16 protein-coding genes and 2 pseudogenes are annotated in these 17271 nt (G+C 64.5%); 8 read left to right on the plus strand and 10 right to left on the minus strand.

The annotated features are described in order from the left end of the window. Positions 1–251: 251 nt before the first annotated feature. Positions 252–882 (minus strand): annotated as a pseudogene (locus ACWDUN_RS29375) (ATP-binding cassette domain-containing protein); the annotation flags it as partial. Positions 883–897: 15 nt separating this feature from the next. Continuing rightward, positions 898–1785: pseudogene (locus ACWDUN_RS29380) on the minus strand (ABC transporter transmembrane domain-containing protein); the annotation flags it as partial. A gap of 75 nt (positions 1786–1860) precedes the next feature. Between ACWDUN_RS29380 and ACWDUN_RS29385 the strand changes: the two are divergent. Next, positions 1861–2436, plus strand: coding sequence for a TetR/AcrR family transcriptional regulator (locus ACWDUN_RS29385; RefSeq protein ID WP_449934357.1), 576 nt, complete (start codon positions 1861–1863; stop codon positions 2434–2436). 171 nt (positions 2437–2607) lie between these two features. Here ACWDUN_RS29385 and ACWDUN_RS29390 read toward each other — a convergent pair whose 3' ends face one another. Further along, positions 2608–3237, minus strand: coding sequence for a TetR/AcrR family transcriptional regulator (locus ACWDUN_RS29390; protein WP_449934359.1), 630 nt, complete (start codon positions 3235–3237; stop codon positions 2608–2610). Positions 3238–3419: 182 nt separating this feature from the next. Here ACWDUN_RS29390 and ACWDUN_RS29395 point away from each other — a divergent pair, with 182 nt between their 5' ends. From ACWDUN_RS29395 to ACWDUN_RS29410, 4 genes are all read left to right on the plus strand, one after another. Continuing rightward, on the plus strand, positions 3420–3866 hold the full coding sequence (locus tag ACWDUN_RS29395) for a nitroreductase family deazaflavin-dependent oxidoreductase (RefSeq protein WP_449934361.1): 447 nt from the start codon (positions 3420–3422) through the stop codon (positions 3864–3866). 241 nt (positions 3867–4107) lie between these two features. After that, positions 4108–4398, plus strand: a complete 291-nt coding sequence (locus ACWDUN_RS29400) for a hypothetical protein (RefSeq protein WP_241472288.1) — start codon at positions 4108–4110, stop codon at positions 4396–4398. Positions 4399–4410: 12 nt separating this feature from the next. Then, complete coding sequence (locus ACWDUN_RS29405; protein ID WP_449934362.1) at positions 4411–6054, plus strand: alpha/beta hydrolase; 1644 nt, start codon at positions 4411–4413, stop codon at positions 6052–6054. 135 nt (positions 6055–6189) lie between these two features. After that, positions 6190–6669: a hypothetical protein gene (locus ACWDUN_RS29410; RefSeq protein ID WP_449934363.1), complete on the plus strand. Its 480-nt coding sequence runs from the start codon at positions 6190–6192 to the stop codon at positions 6667–6669. A 534-nt stretch (positions 6670–7203) separates the two neighbouring features. Here ACWDUN_RS29410 and ACWDUN_RS29415 read toward each other — a convergent pair. Together ACWDUN_RS29415 and ACWDUN_RS29420 are read right to left on the minus strand one after the other, a co-directional pair. Continuing rightward, entirely contained in the window at positions 7204–8487 is a 1284-nt protein-coding gene (locus tag ACWDUN_RS29415; RefSeq protein WP_449934365.1) for a cytochrome P450, read from the minus strand. Then, positions 8484–8708, minus strand: coding sequence for a ferredoxin (locus tag ACWDUN_RS29420; protein WP_449934367.1), 225 nt, complete (start codon positions 8706–8708; stop codon positions 8484–8486). Before ACWDUN_RS29420 ends, ACWDUN_RS29415 begins: the two co-directional genes overlap by 4 nt. A gap of 124 nt (positions 8709–8832) precedes the next feature. Here ACWDUN_RS29420 and ACWDUN_RS29425 point away from each other — a divergent pair, with 124 nt between their 5' ends. Both ACWDUN_RS29425 and ACWDUN_RS29430 read left to right on the plus strand, forming a co-directional pair. Further along, positions 8833–9411, plus strand: coding sequence for a TetR/AcrR family transcriptional regulator (locus ACWDUN_RS29425; RefSeq protein ID WP_449934369.1), 579 nt, complete (start codon positions 8833–8835; stop codon positions 9409–9411). 87 nt (positions 9412–9498) lie between these two features. Then, a complete protein-coding gene (locus tag ACWDUN_RS29430) occupies positions 9499–10338 on the plus strand; it encodes a mycofactocin-coupled SDR family oxidoreductase (RefSeq protein WP_449934371.1) in 840 nt (279 codons plus the stop codon). Between the two features lie 10 nt (positions 10339–10348). On the opposite strand, the gene ACWDUN_RS29435 is transcribed toward ACWDUN_RS29430, so the two are convergent. From ACWDUN_RS29435 to ACWDUN_RS29450, 4 genes are all read right to left on the minus strand, one after another. Next, positions 10349–11839, minus strand: coding sequence for an aldehyde dehydrogenase family protein (locus ACWDUN_RS29435; RefSeq protein WP_449934373.1), 1491 nt, complete (start codon positions 11837–11839; stop codon positions 10349–10351). Beyond that, positions 11809–12564: a carboxymuconolactone decarboxylase family protein gene (locus ACWDUN_RS29440; RefSeq protein WP_234807569.1), complete on the minus strand. Its 756-nt coding sequence runs from the start codon at positions 12562–12564 to the stop codon at positions 11809–11811. The genes ACWDUN_RS29435 and ACWDUN_RS29440 overlap by 31 nt, the downstream gene beginning before the upstream one ends. A 79-nt stretch (positions 12565–12643) precedes the next feature. After that, positions 12644–13447 (minus strand): mycofactocin-coupled SDR family oxidoreductase, encoded by an 804-nt coding sequence (locus ACWDUN_RS29445; protein WP_449934375.1) that lies wholly within the window; start codon positions 13445–13447, stop codon positions 12644–12646. Beyond that, the gene (locus tag ACWDUN_RS29450; protein ID WP_449934377.1) at positions 13444–14274 is read right to left on the minus strand and encodes a mycofactocin-coupled SDR family oxidoreductase; all 831 of its coding nucleotides are present in this window, start codon (positions 14272–14274) and stop codon (positions 13444–13446) included. Before ACWDUN_RS29450 ends, ACWDUN_RS29445 begins: the two co-directional genes overlap by 4 nt. Positions 14275–14354: 80 nt before the next feature. Here ACWDUN_RS29450 and ACWDUN_RS29455 point away from each other — a divergent pair, with 80 nt between their 5' ends. Beyond that, the gene (locus ACWDUN_RS29455; RefSeq protein ID WP_449934378.1) at positions 14355–14996 is read left to right on the plus strand and encodes a TetR family transcriptional regulator; all 642 of its coding nucleotides are present in this window, start codon (positions 14355–14357) and stop codon (positions 14994–14996) included. 842 nt (positions 14997–15838) lie between these two features. Here the strand turns inward: ACWDUN_RS29455 and ACWDUN_RS29460 are convergent. Further along, the gene (locus ACWDUN_RS29460) at positions 15839–17122 is read right to left on the minus strand and encodes a hypothetical protein (RefSeq protein WP_449934380.1); all 1284 of its coding nucleotides are present in this window, start codon (positions 17120–17122) and stop codon (positions 15839–15841) included. Positions 17123–17271: the final 149 nt, after the last annotated feature.

Below are 17271 nucleotides of genomic sequence, written 5' to 3' on the forward strand. Positions count from 1 at the left end.
GTCATCACAACGCGGGTCGCCATCGGCATCGAGACGCAGGGCGTCGACCAGGCGTCGGTACAGTCCGCACCGCCCGATGAGCTCGTCATGGCGCCCGCGGTCGATGATTCGGCCGCGATCCATGACGATGATCGTGTCGGCGTCGATGACGGTCGACAACCGGTGGGCGATGGTGATGACCGCGCGTTGCTGCGCCTGATGTCGAATGACCTCGTGCACGGCGGATTCGGAGAGCCCGTCGATCTGCGCGGTGACTTCGTCCAGGAGCAGCACGTCGGGTTCGGCCAGCAGCGCCCGTGCCAGCGCGACACGTTGACGCTGTCCACCCGAGATGGTCGCCGCCGCGACGTCGGTACCGAGGCCCTGCGGGAGTCCGTCGACCAGATCGGACAGGTGCAACTGGGCCAGTACCGCGTCGATATCCGCCGACGAGGCAGCTTGATTGGCGAACACCAGGTTGTCGCGAAGGGTTCCGGGCAGCAGCGGACTGTCCTGTTCGACGTAGCCGAGCCGTTGCCGCACGCCGGCGGCACCCAACTCCGAGTATGGTGTGCCGGCCATCAGCAATCGGCCCATCTCGGGCTCGATGAACTTGAGCATCATGGCGAACAGCGTCGTCTTTCCGGCTCCGGAGGGGCCGACGATGGCGGTGTGACCGCGCCGCGGCACCTCGAGATCGACATCCCGGAGAATTGCCGGACCGTCGGTGCGGTACCTGGCGCCGACCCGCTCCAACGTGATGACCGGCGCATCCGCCGCGCCGATGGGCGCTGTCGACGCGGATCCGTCGGACCGCTCCGGCGTCAATACCTGTACGTCTCTGATCCGGCCCGCGGCGGCGATCCCCGCCTGCAACGTCGTCAGGTGGGTGCTCAGTTCCATCGCAGGACCGAGCAGGCCCACCGCGTAGAGCAGGAACGCCACGAGAGTGGACATGCCGAGCTGTCCGATGGACACGAGATACGCTCCGCCGCAGACGATCACGAGGGTGGCGGCCTGCACACCGGAGAAGGTGACGCTCCACACCAGCGCCTCCCGGCGTACGGCGCGCAAACCATGCTCTCTCGACTGATCCGCCACATCCAGCAGGTCGTCGGCCTGGCGCTCTTCTGCCTTGGCGATCTTGACGGTTTTGATGGCGCGCAAGGTTGCCTCCAACGACCCGCCGAGACGTCCCAACGAGTTCTGTGCGTCTTCCTGCGCCTGACCTATCGCAGGCATCAGGAAGCCGAATACCAATCCGATGAGGACCATTGCCGTGATGGTCACCGCGCCCAGGAGCGGATGCAGGTACACCATGAGGACCAGGGTCCCGATCACGGTGATGGTGCCGTTGACGAGGCCGACCGCACTGGAGGATGCGGCCTCACGCAGCAGCACCGTGTCACTGGTCACCCGGGTCACCAGTTCGCCGGTCGGCCGTGCCTGTAGCGGAGTCAGCCGGGCCCGCAGGAAGCGACGGACCATGCCCTGGCGGGCGTCGTAGACGACGTTCTCGGCCAGCGTGCCCAGCACGATCCACTGACGCCAACTCAAGATGGTGCCGACGATGATCAGTGCGGCCAGCAGCATGACCGGTGCGCCGAACCGGTTGCCCGGCATGCCGATCGCATCCAGTACCCACCGCGTGACCAGGGGTGTGGCCAGTTCTGCTGCCGACACGCCGAGCCCCAGGACCAGGGCGAGCACCAGCTTGCTTCGGTGCGGTCGGGTGAATGCCCACAACACGGACAGCTTGGTCTGCTGTTTCGGGGCACCCGCAGCGGGCGTTGAATCGATCATCATGATTCAAAGTAGGACATATATGTCCGATTTTAGTCAAGTTTGACCGATCTCCGCGAAATCGGGCATCATGGGCGAATGCCGTCGACAGGCCCTTCGCTGCGGTTGCGTGACCGCACACGCGCGGTATTGCTCTCGGCGGCGATCGACGTGCTGACCGATAACGCCGCAGCGTCGATGAGCGACATCGCGTCAGCAGCCGGCGTCGCGCGAAGCACTTTGAACCGCTACTTCCCCGACCGCGCCGCCCTGACCGAGGGCATCGAAGCGTTCGTCGAGGCGCAGTACGAAGAGGCCGTCCGGGAAGCCCACACCGCGGAAGGCACCGGTTTGGCCGCCTACCTGCGGATCGTCGACGAGATGCTGGAACGCCTCGACAACCTCGGGTGGTGGATGCGCGCCGGCGCGGATTACGGACCCGACGAATTCGACTGCGAGGCGGATGAAGGAATCATCGCGGTCATCCAGCGCGGACACCGCGACGGTTCGGTCGACACCCAATTCACACCGCAGTTCATGGTGGGCGCGACATGGTCGTTGCTGACCGCGGCGCATATGGATATCCGGCACGGAAAGCAACCCCGACGCGAGACCCGCGACATGTGCCGAGCCGCGCTGTCCAAGCTCGCCCGCGGGGACGAACTGCGCGCATGACCATGAGGCGTGCCGGCACCACGCGAATGGCGTTGCGCCACTTGACGTTCGCCGCTGCCATCCACGATGCGGCACTGACCGGCGGGCCGGGGTCGCACCACCGTGAAGTCGAGGCGCGCGATGACGACGACGTCAGGCACCCGAAGTCGGTCCCGACCTCAGCCGGCTTGTCTAGGCCGTGCTCAAGCCGCCGCCGATCAACGCCAGAGCGGCTGACCGGACACGACCGTCGGCCGCCAGGTCCGCGTCGACCTGACACTGCATGGCGATGCCTCGGACCAGTCCGACCAGAGCCACGGCCGTCCCCTCGGGGTCGACGTGCGAGCCGATGCTTCCGTCGCTGTGGCCGTCGCTGATTGCCTCGATGAAATAGGCACGGAACTCTACGTCGCGGTCGGCGAATGCGGGTCCCAGGCTCGGCTCCTCTGCACCGACGGAGGCGGTCCACAATCGCAAGAAGACGCGCATGGAACCGGGGTCATCGGCCATCGCGGTCAGATACTGCTCGATGGTGCGCAGCACCCGGTCCCGGCCGGTGCGGCCGCTGGTGTCCGGGGTGAACCGGCCCTGCGACGCCTCGGCGAGACGGGCCATCAGCCGATCCCGACTGCCGAAATGGTGGTTGACGATTCCCCGCGAATACCCGGCGCGCTCACCGACCGCCGCCGTCGTCACCGATCGAATACCGTGCTCGGCGACGATCCGGAACGCAGCGTCGAGAAGACGCGCCTCGGTGGCCGCGCGTCGTTCGGTCTGCGTGCGAGGCATCGCGGCGTCACGGTCATTCGCATCGGTTGACACCCGGGAATAGTATCGCTAACTTACTTGCTATCCGCTTAGTAAGTTACATGGCGGAGGTACCCCGACGACATCCCGACGTAGGCGCACAGCCTCGATCGTTGCAGGCCCATCGAAAGACGCGAGTAGCGCCGTCCTGCACTGTTTTTCGCTTTCATATCGTTTGCATCGAAAGGAAATCCATCATGACCGGCGGACACCGCGTTCCACCTTGGCTGCGTCGGCTCTTGGGGCTGCACCAGGCCGTGTACGAACTCTCACACGGTTGGGTAGGCCACCGACTGCTCGGCGACCCAACCCTGCTCTTGCATACGACCGGCGCGCGTTCGGGCCGGCGTCGCACCGCGGCGCTGATCTACTGGCGCGACGGCGAATCGTATCTACTGGCGGCCAGCAACGGCGGTGCCGACAACCACCCGGCGTGGTACCACAATCTGCGCAAGCACCCGGACGTGGAGGTGATGGTGAAGCGGTCCACGTTTGCGGCGACCGCTCGCATCCTGCTGCCCGGCGACGCGGACTACGCGCGCCTGTGGGCGCTGATCGTTGCCGACCATCAGAACTACATCGGATACCAGCAGGCAACGAACAGGCTCATTCCGCTGGTACTACTCGACGTCCGAACGAGCTGAACGCGTGTACCGCCAAGCCTCGTTGCGGGGGTCGCCACGGAAGCATTTGGGCCGTGTATGACCCGACTTCGCACTCCCTACACCCCAGCCCGTTGACGCGTCATCTGCTGAACCGCGTCGTCATGGACTGAATTGATGCATCGGACCGCCTTCAGCACCCAGTAGGCTCTTTTGAGGGGTCGGTGCAGGACAGCAAGGGGGTCAGATGTCTGAGGTACGGGTCGTTCCGGAGGACCTTCAGGTGTCTGCCGCGACAGTCGACGCGCACGCCGATGGTGTCCGTGCCAAGCATGCTGCCGCTGACGCCCGGATTGAAGGCGCCCAGAAAGGTCTGCCCGCCGGAGCGGCTACAGCTCTCGGCGCCGCCGTGACGAAGTGGCAGGCCGACAGCACCGCCATGGTCAGCCGGATGATCGATGACGGCAACGGTCTGCGGTCCGGTGCCGCAGCGTATGCCACGGCCGATCAGGACGCGGCGGCTGCGGTGGAGTCGGCGGGCAACCGGATCCGGCCCGAGGACATGGGCCTCTAGCCGGCACCCGCAGTGAGTGTTTCCGTCGAGGACATCGACCGCTGGGATGCCGGGGATGTCCGCGAGGTGTTCAATGCCGCCCGCAGTCGCGCTGAGGCCGCGGCGGAGGCATCCAACGGCATCGCTGATCTGCCCGCTTTCGGGACCTGGGGCGGCGAGGCGTCGGAGGCGGCCAAAGAATCGATCGGCCAGACCCGCAAAGACCTGGATGCTCATGGCAACGAAGCGCTCGCCGTAGCGCAGGCCGCGCGCAAGGCCGCCGACGAGATCGACGCCGTCAAAGCGAGTTTGGCGCAGCTTCGCGCTGACGCCAGCAGCGCAGGCTTCGAGATCGATCCGATCGGCAACCAAGTTCTTCCCGGTCCGGCGCTGCAGACCAACATGATCGAGATGCTGGCTGCCGAGAGCACCCGCGAAGCGTTACAAGCACGTTTGACCTCCCTTCTTGCCGAGGCCGCCGGCGTCGATCAAGAACTGGCGCGTGCGATCGCGATGGCGACGGGCGCGGCACCGGTTCCGGAGGGTCCGCACACCAACGACCCCGACATTCAAAGCATCCTGTCCAATCCCCTGCCGGAGGACCCACAGCAGTTCCGCGAGGCGGGGGACCAACTCAGCGACGAACAGAAAGACTGGCTTTACGCGCAAGACCCGTTCATCGGCAACCATCCGGGGATGCCGTTCGAGGACAAGGACCAGTACAACCGCGTCCATCTGAACGAGTTGTCGCAGGCGGCGCAGGCCCAGGTGGACCGGATAGCTGCCGAACATCCCGAGTGGGCGTCCGGACCGCCGACTACCGCGAACCCGAACCCGCCCAAGGCGTATCGGGAGTGGAGGCAGCGACTCGATGACGCGCTCAAAGTCGACCAAAAATACGATCAGGTCCATAAAGCCCTCGAGTCGCCCGACGGTCTGCACCGCTATCTCGGCATTCTCGATGAGCAGGGGCATGCTGCGGTATCGATCAACAACCCCGACGAGGCGATCCGGCACGCGACGTTTGTGCCCGGCACCGGCCAAGACCTGTCACGACTGGAATTCAGTACCGAAAAGTCCGAGGCCATGCTGCAGGCAACACTGGCCGCAGATCCCAATCTCAACATCGAAGACGTATCAGTGACCACATGGATGGATTACGACCGACCGATGAACCTCATGCAAGCTGCCTCCCCGAGCCATGCCCACGCCGGCGCCGACGCGCTCCAGGACTTCCAGTCCGGTCTGCGCGCCTCCCATGACGGTGCTGCCGGCCCCTCGACCAACACCGTCATCGGCCACAGCTACGGATCGACCCTGATGGGGGCCGCAGGTCTTGACGGCCATCTGGACGCCAACAACGTTGTCGCGGTGGGAAGCCCAGGAATCCTGGCAGGTAGTGCCGGCGATCTCAATCTCCCCGACGGCGCAAACGTCTTCGCCACCCGCGCCGAGAAGGACATCATCACCTTCGCCACCGGCACGACTTTGGGCCCGGACCCGATGTCCGGGAAGTTCGGCGCCATCCCCTTCGAAGCGGCACCCGGCAAATCCTGGCCGTTCGGGCTGCCATCGGTCGACGCGCACAGCAGTTACTGGTCCGACGGCAATCCCGCCCTGTTGAACATGGGTAAGATCATCGCCGGTCAAACCAACGTCACCCCACCGACCTTCTAAACCATGATGATGCGCATCGCAGCACTCGTTCTCGCGGCCGGCATGGCCGTCTCGTGCTCCACGCCGCCACAAGAGCCCACGTCGTCCCTCGGGCCGGCGTCACCATCCGGTGCCACGACGATCCCAGGAGGTCCGATGGAGGCCACACCCACCGTGCCGAACCCCAAAATTCCGACGAGTCAGCAGGAAGCCCAGGACACCGTTCTGCGGTTGCTGCAGGACACGGCCAACATCTTGCCGGCAGGCACCACACTGGACGGTTCGCGGTACCGCATCGGCCGGATGGATAAGTACTGCGAAGACGACCCCGCAGGACCGGATTCCCCGGTGCACGTGGAGGACTGGCGAGATCTCAAACTGCCACCCGGAACAGATTTCAACCAGATCATCGCGCAGACCGGAGACACGTGGACACAATGGGGCTGGCAAGTCATCGAACGCGACGGCTTCGAAAAGCCCAACAGATTCGGCTACACGCCGGACGGTTACGTGCTGCACCTGGAGGCGAGGAACAACGCCGGCGCCGCACCGCTACTCATCGGCACCTCACCGTGCTACCCGGGTAACCTGCGCGCCGACATCCCCCGCAATCCACCGGTGATCGCTCAGAACTGAGCCCGGGTAGCCCCGGCGCATCCACGAATTTCGTCCGACCGTCACACCTCCACGATTACCGAGCCGGCTACCGCAAGACAGATGTCGTGTTGGACATCCCGCTCCCTTCGGATGAGGGTTCCGCCTTGCTTCGGCAGGCGCGTGGAGAGCGTCGAAATACGTTGCAGTGTACCGCATCCCGTGCGCTCGCCATTCGGCGTGCGCACGCGCCCCGGTGATCACACAAAAGATGACGGCGCGACCATCGGCGGCAACCGCACCAACATCCCCGCACCTGTCGGTGAACGTCGCCCGCCGCGAAGTGGGGCGTCAGCTCACGGCGATTCGCAAGGTCTGGCATCCATCGGATCCGGGAACTTGGCGGGGTCGCCGTGTAGTCCGCCGTCACCGCAGGGCCAGATGCCGTCGTCGAGCCCGCTACGCCCGGCCGACGGAGGATGAGTAGCTCGTTGCCGGATGGGCTTCCAGGGGCATGCGCCGCCGACATACCGAGCCCGGCGTAGGTGAGTAGTCCGGGTGGGGCGATGCGTGCGATCAACCGGTGGCCGGGGTGAACTCGATGTGCAACTCGGTGAGACCGCGCAGCAGGAAGGTCGGCTCGTAGACATAGTTCCGCGCGCCTGACGCGCCGTGCTTACTCTCGTCGATTCTGATGTCGGACATCCGGTCCAGCAGCCTGCGGACGGTGATCTGCCCTTCGACCCGGGCCAGTGGCGCACCCGCGCAGGTGTGGATTCCGCGCCCGAAGGCGATGTGCTCACGGACATTCTTGCGGTCCGGCCGGAACTCGTGCGGATCCTCGAATTTACGCGGATCCCGGTTGGCCGCACCCAGACACAGCATCACGATGGTGCCCGCCGGCAGCGCCACCCCACCCAGCGTCGTGCTCTTGCGAACGAGTCGGAAGTCGACCTTGGTGGGCGAGTGCACCCGCACCGCTTCCTCGATGAACGTCGGGATGCGGCTCGGATCCTCGCGCAGTGCCTGTTGGAACTCCGGCCGGTCTCCGAGTGTCTGCACGGCGGCGGTCAACAGCTTGGTGACGGTCTCCTGCCCTGCGGCGAACAGGAAGGTCGCCGGCTTGACCAGTTCGATCAGTTCGGGTGTCGATCCGTCCGGATACAGCGCGGCGGCCATCCCGCTGAGCACATCCTCGCGCGGGGAGCGACGGCGTTCGGCGAGGTATCCGAGAAACTTGTCGTCGAGGTACTGCAGCGGATCGAGCCCAACCGGTTCCCCGTCGAGCGCGCCCACCCTGTTGCCGTCGGGTCGTTCGGCGCCCAGCGCGGCCAGGAACTCGGGCCGGTCGCCCTCCGGTACACCGAGCAGGTCGATGATCGCCGACGTCGCAAATGGCTTGGCGTACTCGGACAGGAATTCACAGCGCCCGCTGTCGATGAACTGGTCGATCTGGCTGTCCACCAGGCGCCACATGTAGTCTTCGTTCTCTTTGAGGCGGCGGGGCGTGAGCAGCTTGCTCAACAGGGAACGCGCCTTCTCGTGCGCGGGCGGGTCCATCACCACCATGTGCTCGTGGATGGGGAAGAGGTGCCGATGCTCCTCGATCTGGGCACTGATGTCGTCACCTTCCGGGGTGAACGGCAGAGGCGGGAACGGCCCACCGATCGCATTCACCGCGGAGAACGAATCGTGGTCCTTGAACGCGGCCATGACCTCCTGATAGCCGGTGACGGCCACCACGCCGTAGTGCGGCTCCCTGGTCACCGGTCCCAACTCGCGCATCCGATCCCAGTACTCGTAGGGTGACTGGCTGATGACCTGGTCGGAAAAGAAGTCCGCTTCGGCGAGATCGGTCATGGCTGAGTCCTTTCGAGTTCCTCTTCGCGGACGCTGATCGCCCCGCGCGGGCATGCGTCGATGGCCGCACGGACGGCGGGCCACAGGTCTGGGCTCGGTTGCCTGGTGCATGACGCGACGTCGTCGTCGCCGACATCGAAGACCTCGGGCGCCGTATCGAGACACAACGCGTGCCCTTCGCACAGCTTCGGGTCGACGGCGACCATCCGTCGCAGGGACATCCCGCACCTCCATCCGGGCCGATTCTGGCACAGAACTGATCGATCGACCAGACTGTTAGAATGCCGCATGCTTATCACGGGCCGTCCGCGGCGGTCAACCGGCCAGCGGCTCGGAGGTCGTTGAGTGGCCGCGTCCACCAGGCCGCGCTCAGCAGACCCCGGCGCGCGGGAACGGTTGATCGCGGCCACCGCCAAACTGATGCGCGAGGACGGGTACGCCGCGGCCACATCCCGGCGGGTGGCCGCCGAGGCCGGCGTCAAACAGGCGCTGGTCTACTACTACTTCCCCACCATGGACGACCTGTTCGTGGAGGTGCTGCGCAGTGGCGCCGATGCCTCGCTGGCCAGCATGCGCGCCGCCCTCACCGACGACGATCCGCTGCGTGCTTTATGGGCAGTGAACAGCGATAACAGCTTGAGCATCCTGAGCACCGAGTTCATGGCGCTGGCCAACCACCGCAAGGTCATCCGCACCGAGCTCCGCGCCTACGCCGAGCGCGTCCGCGATATCGAGACCGCGGCGGTCGCCGTGGCGCTGCGCGCCCGCAACGTCGACATGGAGAAGTACCCGCCGGTTGCGGTGTCCATGCTGATAGCCCAGATAGCCCGCAGCCTCTGCAACGAGGAGGCCGTCGGGGTGACGCTCGGCCACGACGAGCTGCGCCGCCTCATCGAGGCTCAGCTGGACACGCTCGCGAAATAGCCCAAGGGTTGACACCCGGGTCGTTTCGGGCCTAGCTTCCTGATCGATCGATCAGTACTTTGGCGGGCAATCAGAATGAGGTGGATCGTGACAGGACGGGTAGCAGGCAAGGTCGCCTTCGTCACCGGCGCGGCGCGCGGACAGGGCCGCAGTCACGCGGTGCGACTGGCCGAGGAAGGCGCCGACATCATCGCGGTCGACATCTGCGGACCGATCACACCGGACGCCCAGATCGCGCCATCCTCCCCGGATGACCTGGCGGAGACGGCGGATCTGGTCAAGGGACTCAACCGGCGGATCGTCACCGCCGAGGTCGACGTCCGCGACTTCGACGCGCTGACGGCGGCGGTGGACAGCGGAGTCGAGCAGCTGGGTCGGTTGGACATCATCGTTGCCAATGCCGGCATCGGCAACGGCGGGCAGACATTGGACAAGACGGCCCAGCACGACTGGGACGACATGATCGGCATCAACCTGTCCGGCGTCTGGAAGACAGTCAAAGCAGCTGTCCCCCATCTCATTTCTGGTGGGCAGGGCGGATCCATCGTATTGACCAGCTCGGTCGGCGGGCTCAAGGCCTATCCGAACACCGGACACTACATCGCGGCCAAGCACGGTGTGATCGGATTGATGCGAACCTTCGCGGTCGAACTCGGCCAGCACTTCATCCGGGTCAACGCGGTGTGCCCGACCAACGTCAACACCCCCATGTTCATGAACGAGGGCACCATGCACCTGTTCCGGCCCGACCTGGAGAACCCGGGCCCCGAGGATATGAAGGTGGTCGCACAGATGATGCACGTGCTGCCGATCGGCTGGGTCGAACCCGTCGACATCAGCAACGCCGTGCTGTTCCTCGCCTCCGACGAATCACGCTATGTCACAGGACTTCCCGTCACCGTCGACGCAGGAAGCATGCTCAAGTAGCGGCCTGCCCTCAGCTCATCCCGATACGAATGTTCTTGACCTGTTGAAACTCCCGGAGGCCCTCCAGGCCCCCGGTGCGCCCAGATCCGCTCTGCTTGTAACCGCCGTACGGGCCCTGCGGTGAGATCCGGCTGCCCTGATTGACCCACACCGATCCGGACTGCAGCTGCCGCGCAACCGAATGCGCGCGCACGAGATCCCTGGTGTGGATGAAGGCATTCAGCCCATACGGTGTGTCGTTGGCGATGCGCACCGCCTCATGATCATCGGTGAAGCGGATCAGCGATACCACCGGCCCGAAGGTCTCGTTCTGCGCGAGTGCGGACCGGTTGTCCACATCGCCGAGCACCGTCGGCTCGACGAAATAGCCCTGTGCCAGTGCTCCTTCTGTGATTCGTCCGCCACCGGTGAGCAGACGGCCACTTCGCCGGTCGACGGCATCGCCGATGACGCCGAGGATCCGCACCAGGGCAGCCTCGGAGATCACCGGGCCGAAACCGGTGGTCGGGTCCAGCGGGTCGCCCACCCGCGCCGACGAGATCACGGCCAGGAACCGCTCGACGAAGGCGTCGTACACGGCATCGTGCACAAGGATCCGGCTGGCGCAGGCGCAACTCTGGCCGGCCTGCATCAGCGGACCCTGATGGGCCGACCGGGCAGCGGCGGTGTCGAGGTCGGCATCGTCGAAGATGATGTTGGCCGATTTGCCACCCAGTTCGGTGACCACCGGAGTCAGGTTGTCCGCCGCGGCCCGCAGGATGTGACGCGCGGTGTCTCCGCCGCCGGTGAAGTGGATCTTGCCGATGCCCGGATGCCGCACCAGGGCATCCCCGCCGTCGGCGGTGGCCGGCAGGATGTTGACCAGACCCGGAGGCAGCCCCGCTTCCAGACAGAGCTCACCGAACCGCAGCGCAGCCAACGGCGCGAGCTCGGAGGGTTTGAACAGCACAGCGTTTCCGGCGGCCAAGGCAGGTGCGATGCATGCCGCGGCCACGACGAGCGATCCGTTCCACGGGGCGATGACCCCGACCACCCCGTAGGGTTCCCGCTCGATGAAATTGAGATCGGTACTGCCACTGACCGGAGTACTCGACCCGTGCGGCTTGTCGACATACCCGGCGAAATGCCGGAGGAACTGGTCGAGCATGACGGCATTGCCGGCATACGAGATCGGCACGCCGTAGTCGCGGGTGTTGAGTTCGGCCAGTTCACCCAGATGCACCCGCACCACGTCGGCCAGGTCGATGAGCTTGTCGCGACGTTGATCGACCGTCAGCCCGAACCATTCCCGCTGCGCCTCCACCGCCACCGACACCGACAGGTCCACCTCGGTGGCACCGGCCAGGGCAACCGTGGCGTTCGACTCACCGGTGCCCGGAAAGACGTGTCGATGCAGACCCGCTGACGTGACGGCGGGCCGGTCGGTACCGATGAGCAGGCCAATGGGATCGAGACCGACATCGGCCGTCGTCACCGGTTCGACGCTCCGTCCTGCGCCCATTCTTCGGTCACCCGCTCCTTCTGCTCGGCGATCACCTGGTTGAGGTGCGACCCCTTCGGCCACCCGTAGTGCGCCGCGAAATGCAATGCCAGCTCGTCCATTTCGGCAAAGGAGATGTCGCGGCTCTTCAGCGCGGCATAGACATGGCTGAGAATTGGATACGGAGAGTCCTGGAAGGCGACACAGGCCACCGTGATCAAGCGTCGTTCCTTCATGCCGAGCCCCGGCCGCAACCACATCTCGCCGAAGACGAAGTTGAGGATGCCGGCTCCTTGGAACGGGTTGTCCCGCTGCGGGGCGTACGGCAGGCAGTTGATGTCCCGGAACGACTGCTCGCCGACAGCGAGCCGCGCCTCGGGATCACTGGGCGTGCTCAGCGGCAGCAGCGGCACCGGCGGCGGCACCGGAAGATCCTTCTCACGGTGGATGCGCTCCCACTGCTCGTCGACCACCATGTTGAACCGCGAGGCCTTCGGCCAACCGGCATACACCGCGAAATGAAGGACTGTTTCCTGCATCTCGACGATGCTGAGGTCTCCGCTGTTGAGCGCGGCATACACATGGTCACGCATCGGCCCCTCGGAGTCCGCCGCCGCAACACACGGCAGGGTGACGAACCTGCGCTCCCGACGGGTCAGACCGGGCCGCTGCCAGACCTCGGCGAAGACGAAATCGAGCAGATGCTGCGTGGCCGGAGTCGAGTCGGCCGGAGCCGGCACCGTCATGATGTCGGCGTATGCCCGTCTGCCGCGCTCGAGCCGATCAGAAGCCAATACGGTCACGTCATGTCCTTCGTCGAAGGGATCATCGGATGGTGACGCCCGCGTCGACCTTGAATTCGAGGCCGGTGACATAGCGGGCTTCGTCGGAGATCAGGAACAGGACGGCATTGCTGATGTCGACGGCCTCGGCCATCACGATCGGAAGCGCGTTCTGGAAGACGGGGCCCAGGTCGCTGCGAGTGTCGTGGAGCAGTCGGTGTAGCGAGGCCGGTTGCATACCGGTCGGCACCCCCGTCGGATGCACCGTGTTGACCCGGATGCTCATTGCGGCAAGCTCATTGGCCAGCGCCCTACTCAAGCCCACGACACCCGCCTTGGATGCCGTATACGGGGTGTGCAGTGGTGAGCCCTTGATACCGGCCGCCGAACTGATGTTGACCAGGCTGCCACCGCGGTCCACGAGGTGCGGAATCGCCGCCCGGCAGGTGTTCCACGTCCCGATGAGGTTCACGTCGACGACCGTGCGCCACTGCTGCGAGGTGGTGGTGTCCCAGGTTCCGCCGGTCAGTACGCCGGCGTTCGCGACAGCCGCGTCGAGACCACCGAGCTGGCCGACACCGTCGTCGACAGCCGCGGTCAGTGCCCGCTCATCACGTACGTCCACGACGTGGGTGACCGCCCGGCGACCAGCCTTCTCGACCAGCGCGGCCGTCTCCTTCAGCTCGTCCGCGGTGGCAAGCGGGTACTCGATCTCGGGCAGGGACTCGCAGATGTCGACCAGAATGACGTCGGCACCCTCCTGCGCCAATCGGACGGCGTGACTGCGGCCCATACCCCGGCCGGCGCCGGTTATCAGTACGCGTTTGCCCTCGACGCGCCCGCTCATAGCTTGTTGCAGAATCCGGCATCGACCGGGAACGTGACCCCGGTGACGTACTTGGCCTGATCGGACACCAGATATGAGACCGCGGCGCTGATGTCCTCGGGTTCGAGCAGCGAGACCGGCATCGGGTTCTGCAGGTGTGGCCCGCCGTCGGGGTAGGCCTCCAGGAACGCCGTCATGGCCGGGTTGGTCGCCATCATCGTGTTGACCGCGGTGGGATGCACGGTGTTGACCCGGATACTCTGCGGTGCAAGCGCATTGGCGAGCGTTCGCATCAAGCCGACGATGCCGTGCTTGGAGGCCGCATAACCCAGACCGCCACCCTGTGAGCCCCCGAAACCCTTCAGTCCCGCGGTCGAGCTGGTGAACACGATGGCGCCACCGCGACCTCCGGCGATCAGATGCGGGATCGCCGCCTTCGCCGTGTGGAACGAGCCGACCAGGTTGACATCGATGACCGCCGTCCACATCTCGAGGTCTTCTTCGATGCTCACCTCGCGGAAGGCGGTCGGTGCGATACCGGCGTTGGCCAGCACAATATCGAGTCGACCGAAATGCTCGACTCCGGCGTCGACAGCAGATTTCAGTGCGACGAAATCGCGGACGTCGGCCACCGATCCGAGCATCTTGCCCCCGGCTGCCTCCACCAGAGCGACGGTGTCGTCCAGCTCCTGCCGGGACGCCATCGGATATCCGTTGGCGTCGATGTCGGCGCAGATGTCCACGCCAATGATGTCGGCCCCCTCGGAGGCGAGACGGACTGCGTGACTGCGGCCCTGGCCACGCGCCACGCCGGTGATGAAGGCGACCCTGCCATCCAGTGAACCCATTGCTCCTCGCTTCGCGTCCGTCCGAGTAACCGTGTTACTCCGAGTACGGTAACGTGGTTACTCCAAGGAAGGCAAGGGTTATGACGGAACCTGTCCCGCCGGTCGACAGCGGCGACCGATTACTCGACGTCGTCGCGGAGATGCTTGAGCAGGACGGGTACGACGCGGTGCAGCTACGCGCTGTGGCCCGCCGGGCGCAGGTGTCGTTGGCCACCATCTACAAGCGATTCGGCACCCGCGACGAATTGATCTTCGCCGCCCTGCAGCACTGGATGCAGCACAACCGATATGCCGACCTGGGTAGTCATCCCACGAAACCCGACGCGTCGCTGCACGAATCGCTGATGCAACTGTTGCGGCCCATTTTCGAGCCATGGGAGCGCCACCCCAGGATGCTGACTGCCTACTTCCGGGCGCGGTCGTCGGCCCGGGGCCAGCGTTTGTTCCGCTTCGGCCTCGCGCTGGTGGCGCCGGCCGGACTGGAACTGTTGGCCGATGTCGACGACGAGTTCGTCGCGAGCCTCGACGCCATCATCACCACCGTCATCTACGGCCTGCTCAGCAGGCACTCGGCCGGCGAGATCGCAGTCACCGACATCATCCCCATCCTGGACCAGACGGTGTACTGGGTAATACGCGGCTACGAGTCCGGCGACGACGACCCGGCACCGAGTGCACGCGGCGCCACGCGCCGAGCCCCAGGACCGCCGTCGCCCCGATGAAGGATCGTTTCAGCAGTCGTGCTGGCCGCACCGACCGCTGCACTGATCAAGAGGTTCGCACGGCCCGCCCCACCGTGAGCGGGATCGACAACATCAGCGTAGGCAAGATCGGCACGCTCGCGACGAACGTGACTGCAGCACGAATCCTGCGTTACGCGCGATCGAATCGGTGCAATCTCGCCCGAATGGCGGGTGGCCGACCGTTCGTTCTAGAGTCCGCGACGCGCCCGAAAACGGGCGATACGGGTGCTAACGTCACGACGCCGCTGCGCCGAAAGTCCCGCGCCGCCGGCTCCCCCGTTACGGGGTCCGCATTGCCTCCATCAGCTTGGTCCACGCACCGATCGCAGCCCTACGGGTAAGGGCATCACACCCTATCCATTAAGGCATTTCACTGTTGTCAGCTCCTGAAGACAGCTCGTCTCAGATTCGTGTCATATATGACATCGATATGACGCTCATCGCGAGAATATGACATTGGTTTTGAGATCCACCATTGATGTAGATTCTCAGATCCACTGTCATATGGTCGAGCGGGTGACCTGGGGCAACTTTGATTTTTCTCACGCGATGTCATCGAATTTTGTCTCAGAGTCGTGTCACATCCTCGGCCCCTTCCATAACACTGAGACCGACTCCGAAATCGGCGGACAGCCAGCGGCACAGAGCCTGCTTTAATTGCGTCACGTGACGGCGGGGCCCTGACGTGCCGCGATGTGCGGTGTCTCAGGAATTTTCCTGGGCGATTCGTCCCAGATTTTTGTCATTTTTGGGGCTGACCATGGCCGATAGAACGGGTGTCTCGATGCTGGGCCGGCAATGATTTCGCGGAAGGAGTGAACCTAAGGCGGAGGCCCGTCTTGGCTGATGATCTGCTCGTACAGTTCTTCGGCGCGTGTACGTACTTGGGAGGATTTCAGCCGCATTTCCTCAACTGGACCGATACCAGCCGCCATCATCTTCTCGAGCGTTCGGTGGATGTTGACCAAGCCTCTGCTTAGTGGTCTCGCTCCATGCGTTTCATGAAGGGGTCGAACGAGCAATTCCTCCACACCTGCAAACGCTTCATCGAACCGAAGCCTCTTCAGGGCAAGGTCGACCTCGACACAGTCGAAGGTGTGCCTGTCGTAGTCGTTGGCGGAGGCTCGTAGGGTTTCCAGCATCCCGTCCAACGCGTCGCTGACGTCTCCTGCTTCGATCCGTTCGACGAGTTCATCCATGACCACGTTCGGCCGAACTTCGTCACTGGGATCTCGGGTGATCATCTCGTCGAGTTCGTGAATCACCCTGGCAATCAGAGCATCGTCGCGATACGAGGCACGAATCTTCAGCGCCGATCGCACAAGGTACGCCTTTTCGAACGCCATAGGCACCCCGTTAGTACCCAGAGACTCGCACGCGATCACGGCTCTTAGGGCGCACAATGCCCAAAACCGCATGGCCGCCGCGTCCATATCCGCATCACTCAGATCGACCACAATCGAAGAAGCTGCATGGAGAGCCAGCGCCTCACGAAGCGGGTCAGGCGGATACGACCATGCCTCGAGCAACGCTTCTCGCGCAAGATTGACAGATGCATTCACATCCCCGCGACTCATCCGGCAAGTCGACACTTCAAGCTTCAATCCAAGCTTGAGGAAACGGAACATCTTGGTCGCCGCTTCGCTCGGAGTCAGCAGCTCCCCGAGGCTGTCTATGAAACCTAGTAACGAGAGAGCGTGTGCAGCAAGCTGGTCGACAACGAAATACTGGTTGTGCTTTCGCGCGTGGATGAGCCAACCGTTGAGGAAGTACAGCATCATCGTCAACTGCTCGACCAAACGAATTGGCGGTATCTCCCGGACAAACAGACGCCGAAGGATCTCATGAACGAGGGGGTGGATGTTGAACGTGTCGCTCGCCTCGTTCTGCTCGCCATCTGCGTCGAGGATCAATACGCGGTGTGCGATCGACTGGGTTCGCATGATGCTGATGTAGCGCCGGCACACAGCCGCGTCGGCAAAGGCTGGCTCTGGCAGTTGCTCGAGGCGCATCACGAGGCTTTCGGGCATCGAGGCGACGAGGTAGTTCAGCGGGATCATGTCAGGAGCGAGAAGGGAGGCGCGGTAGAGCATTGCCTGCACCATTCGGGTCTGCTGCACGAATAGGTGACATCTGAGTTGGCTTGCCCGGCGCGGGCAGGCTGGAAGGATGTCCCACATGGCAAGGCCCTATCCCCGCGAGTTCCGCGACGACGTCGTCCGGGTCGCCCGCAACCGCGACCACGGGGTGACGA

The organism is Mycobacterium sp. NPDC003323, from assembly GCF_053589535.1.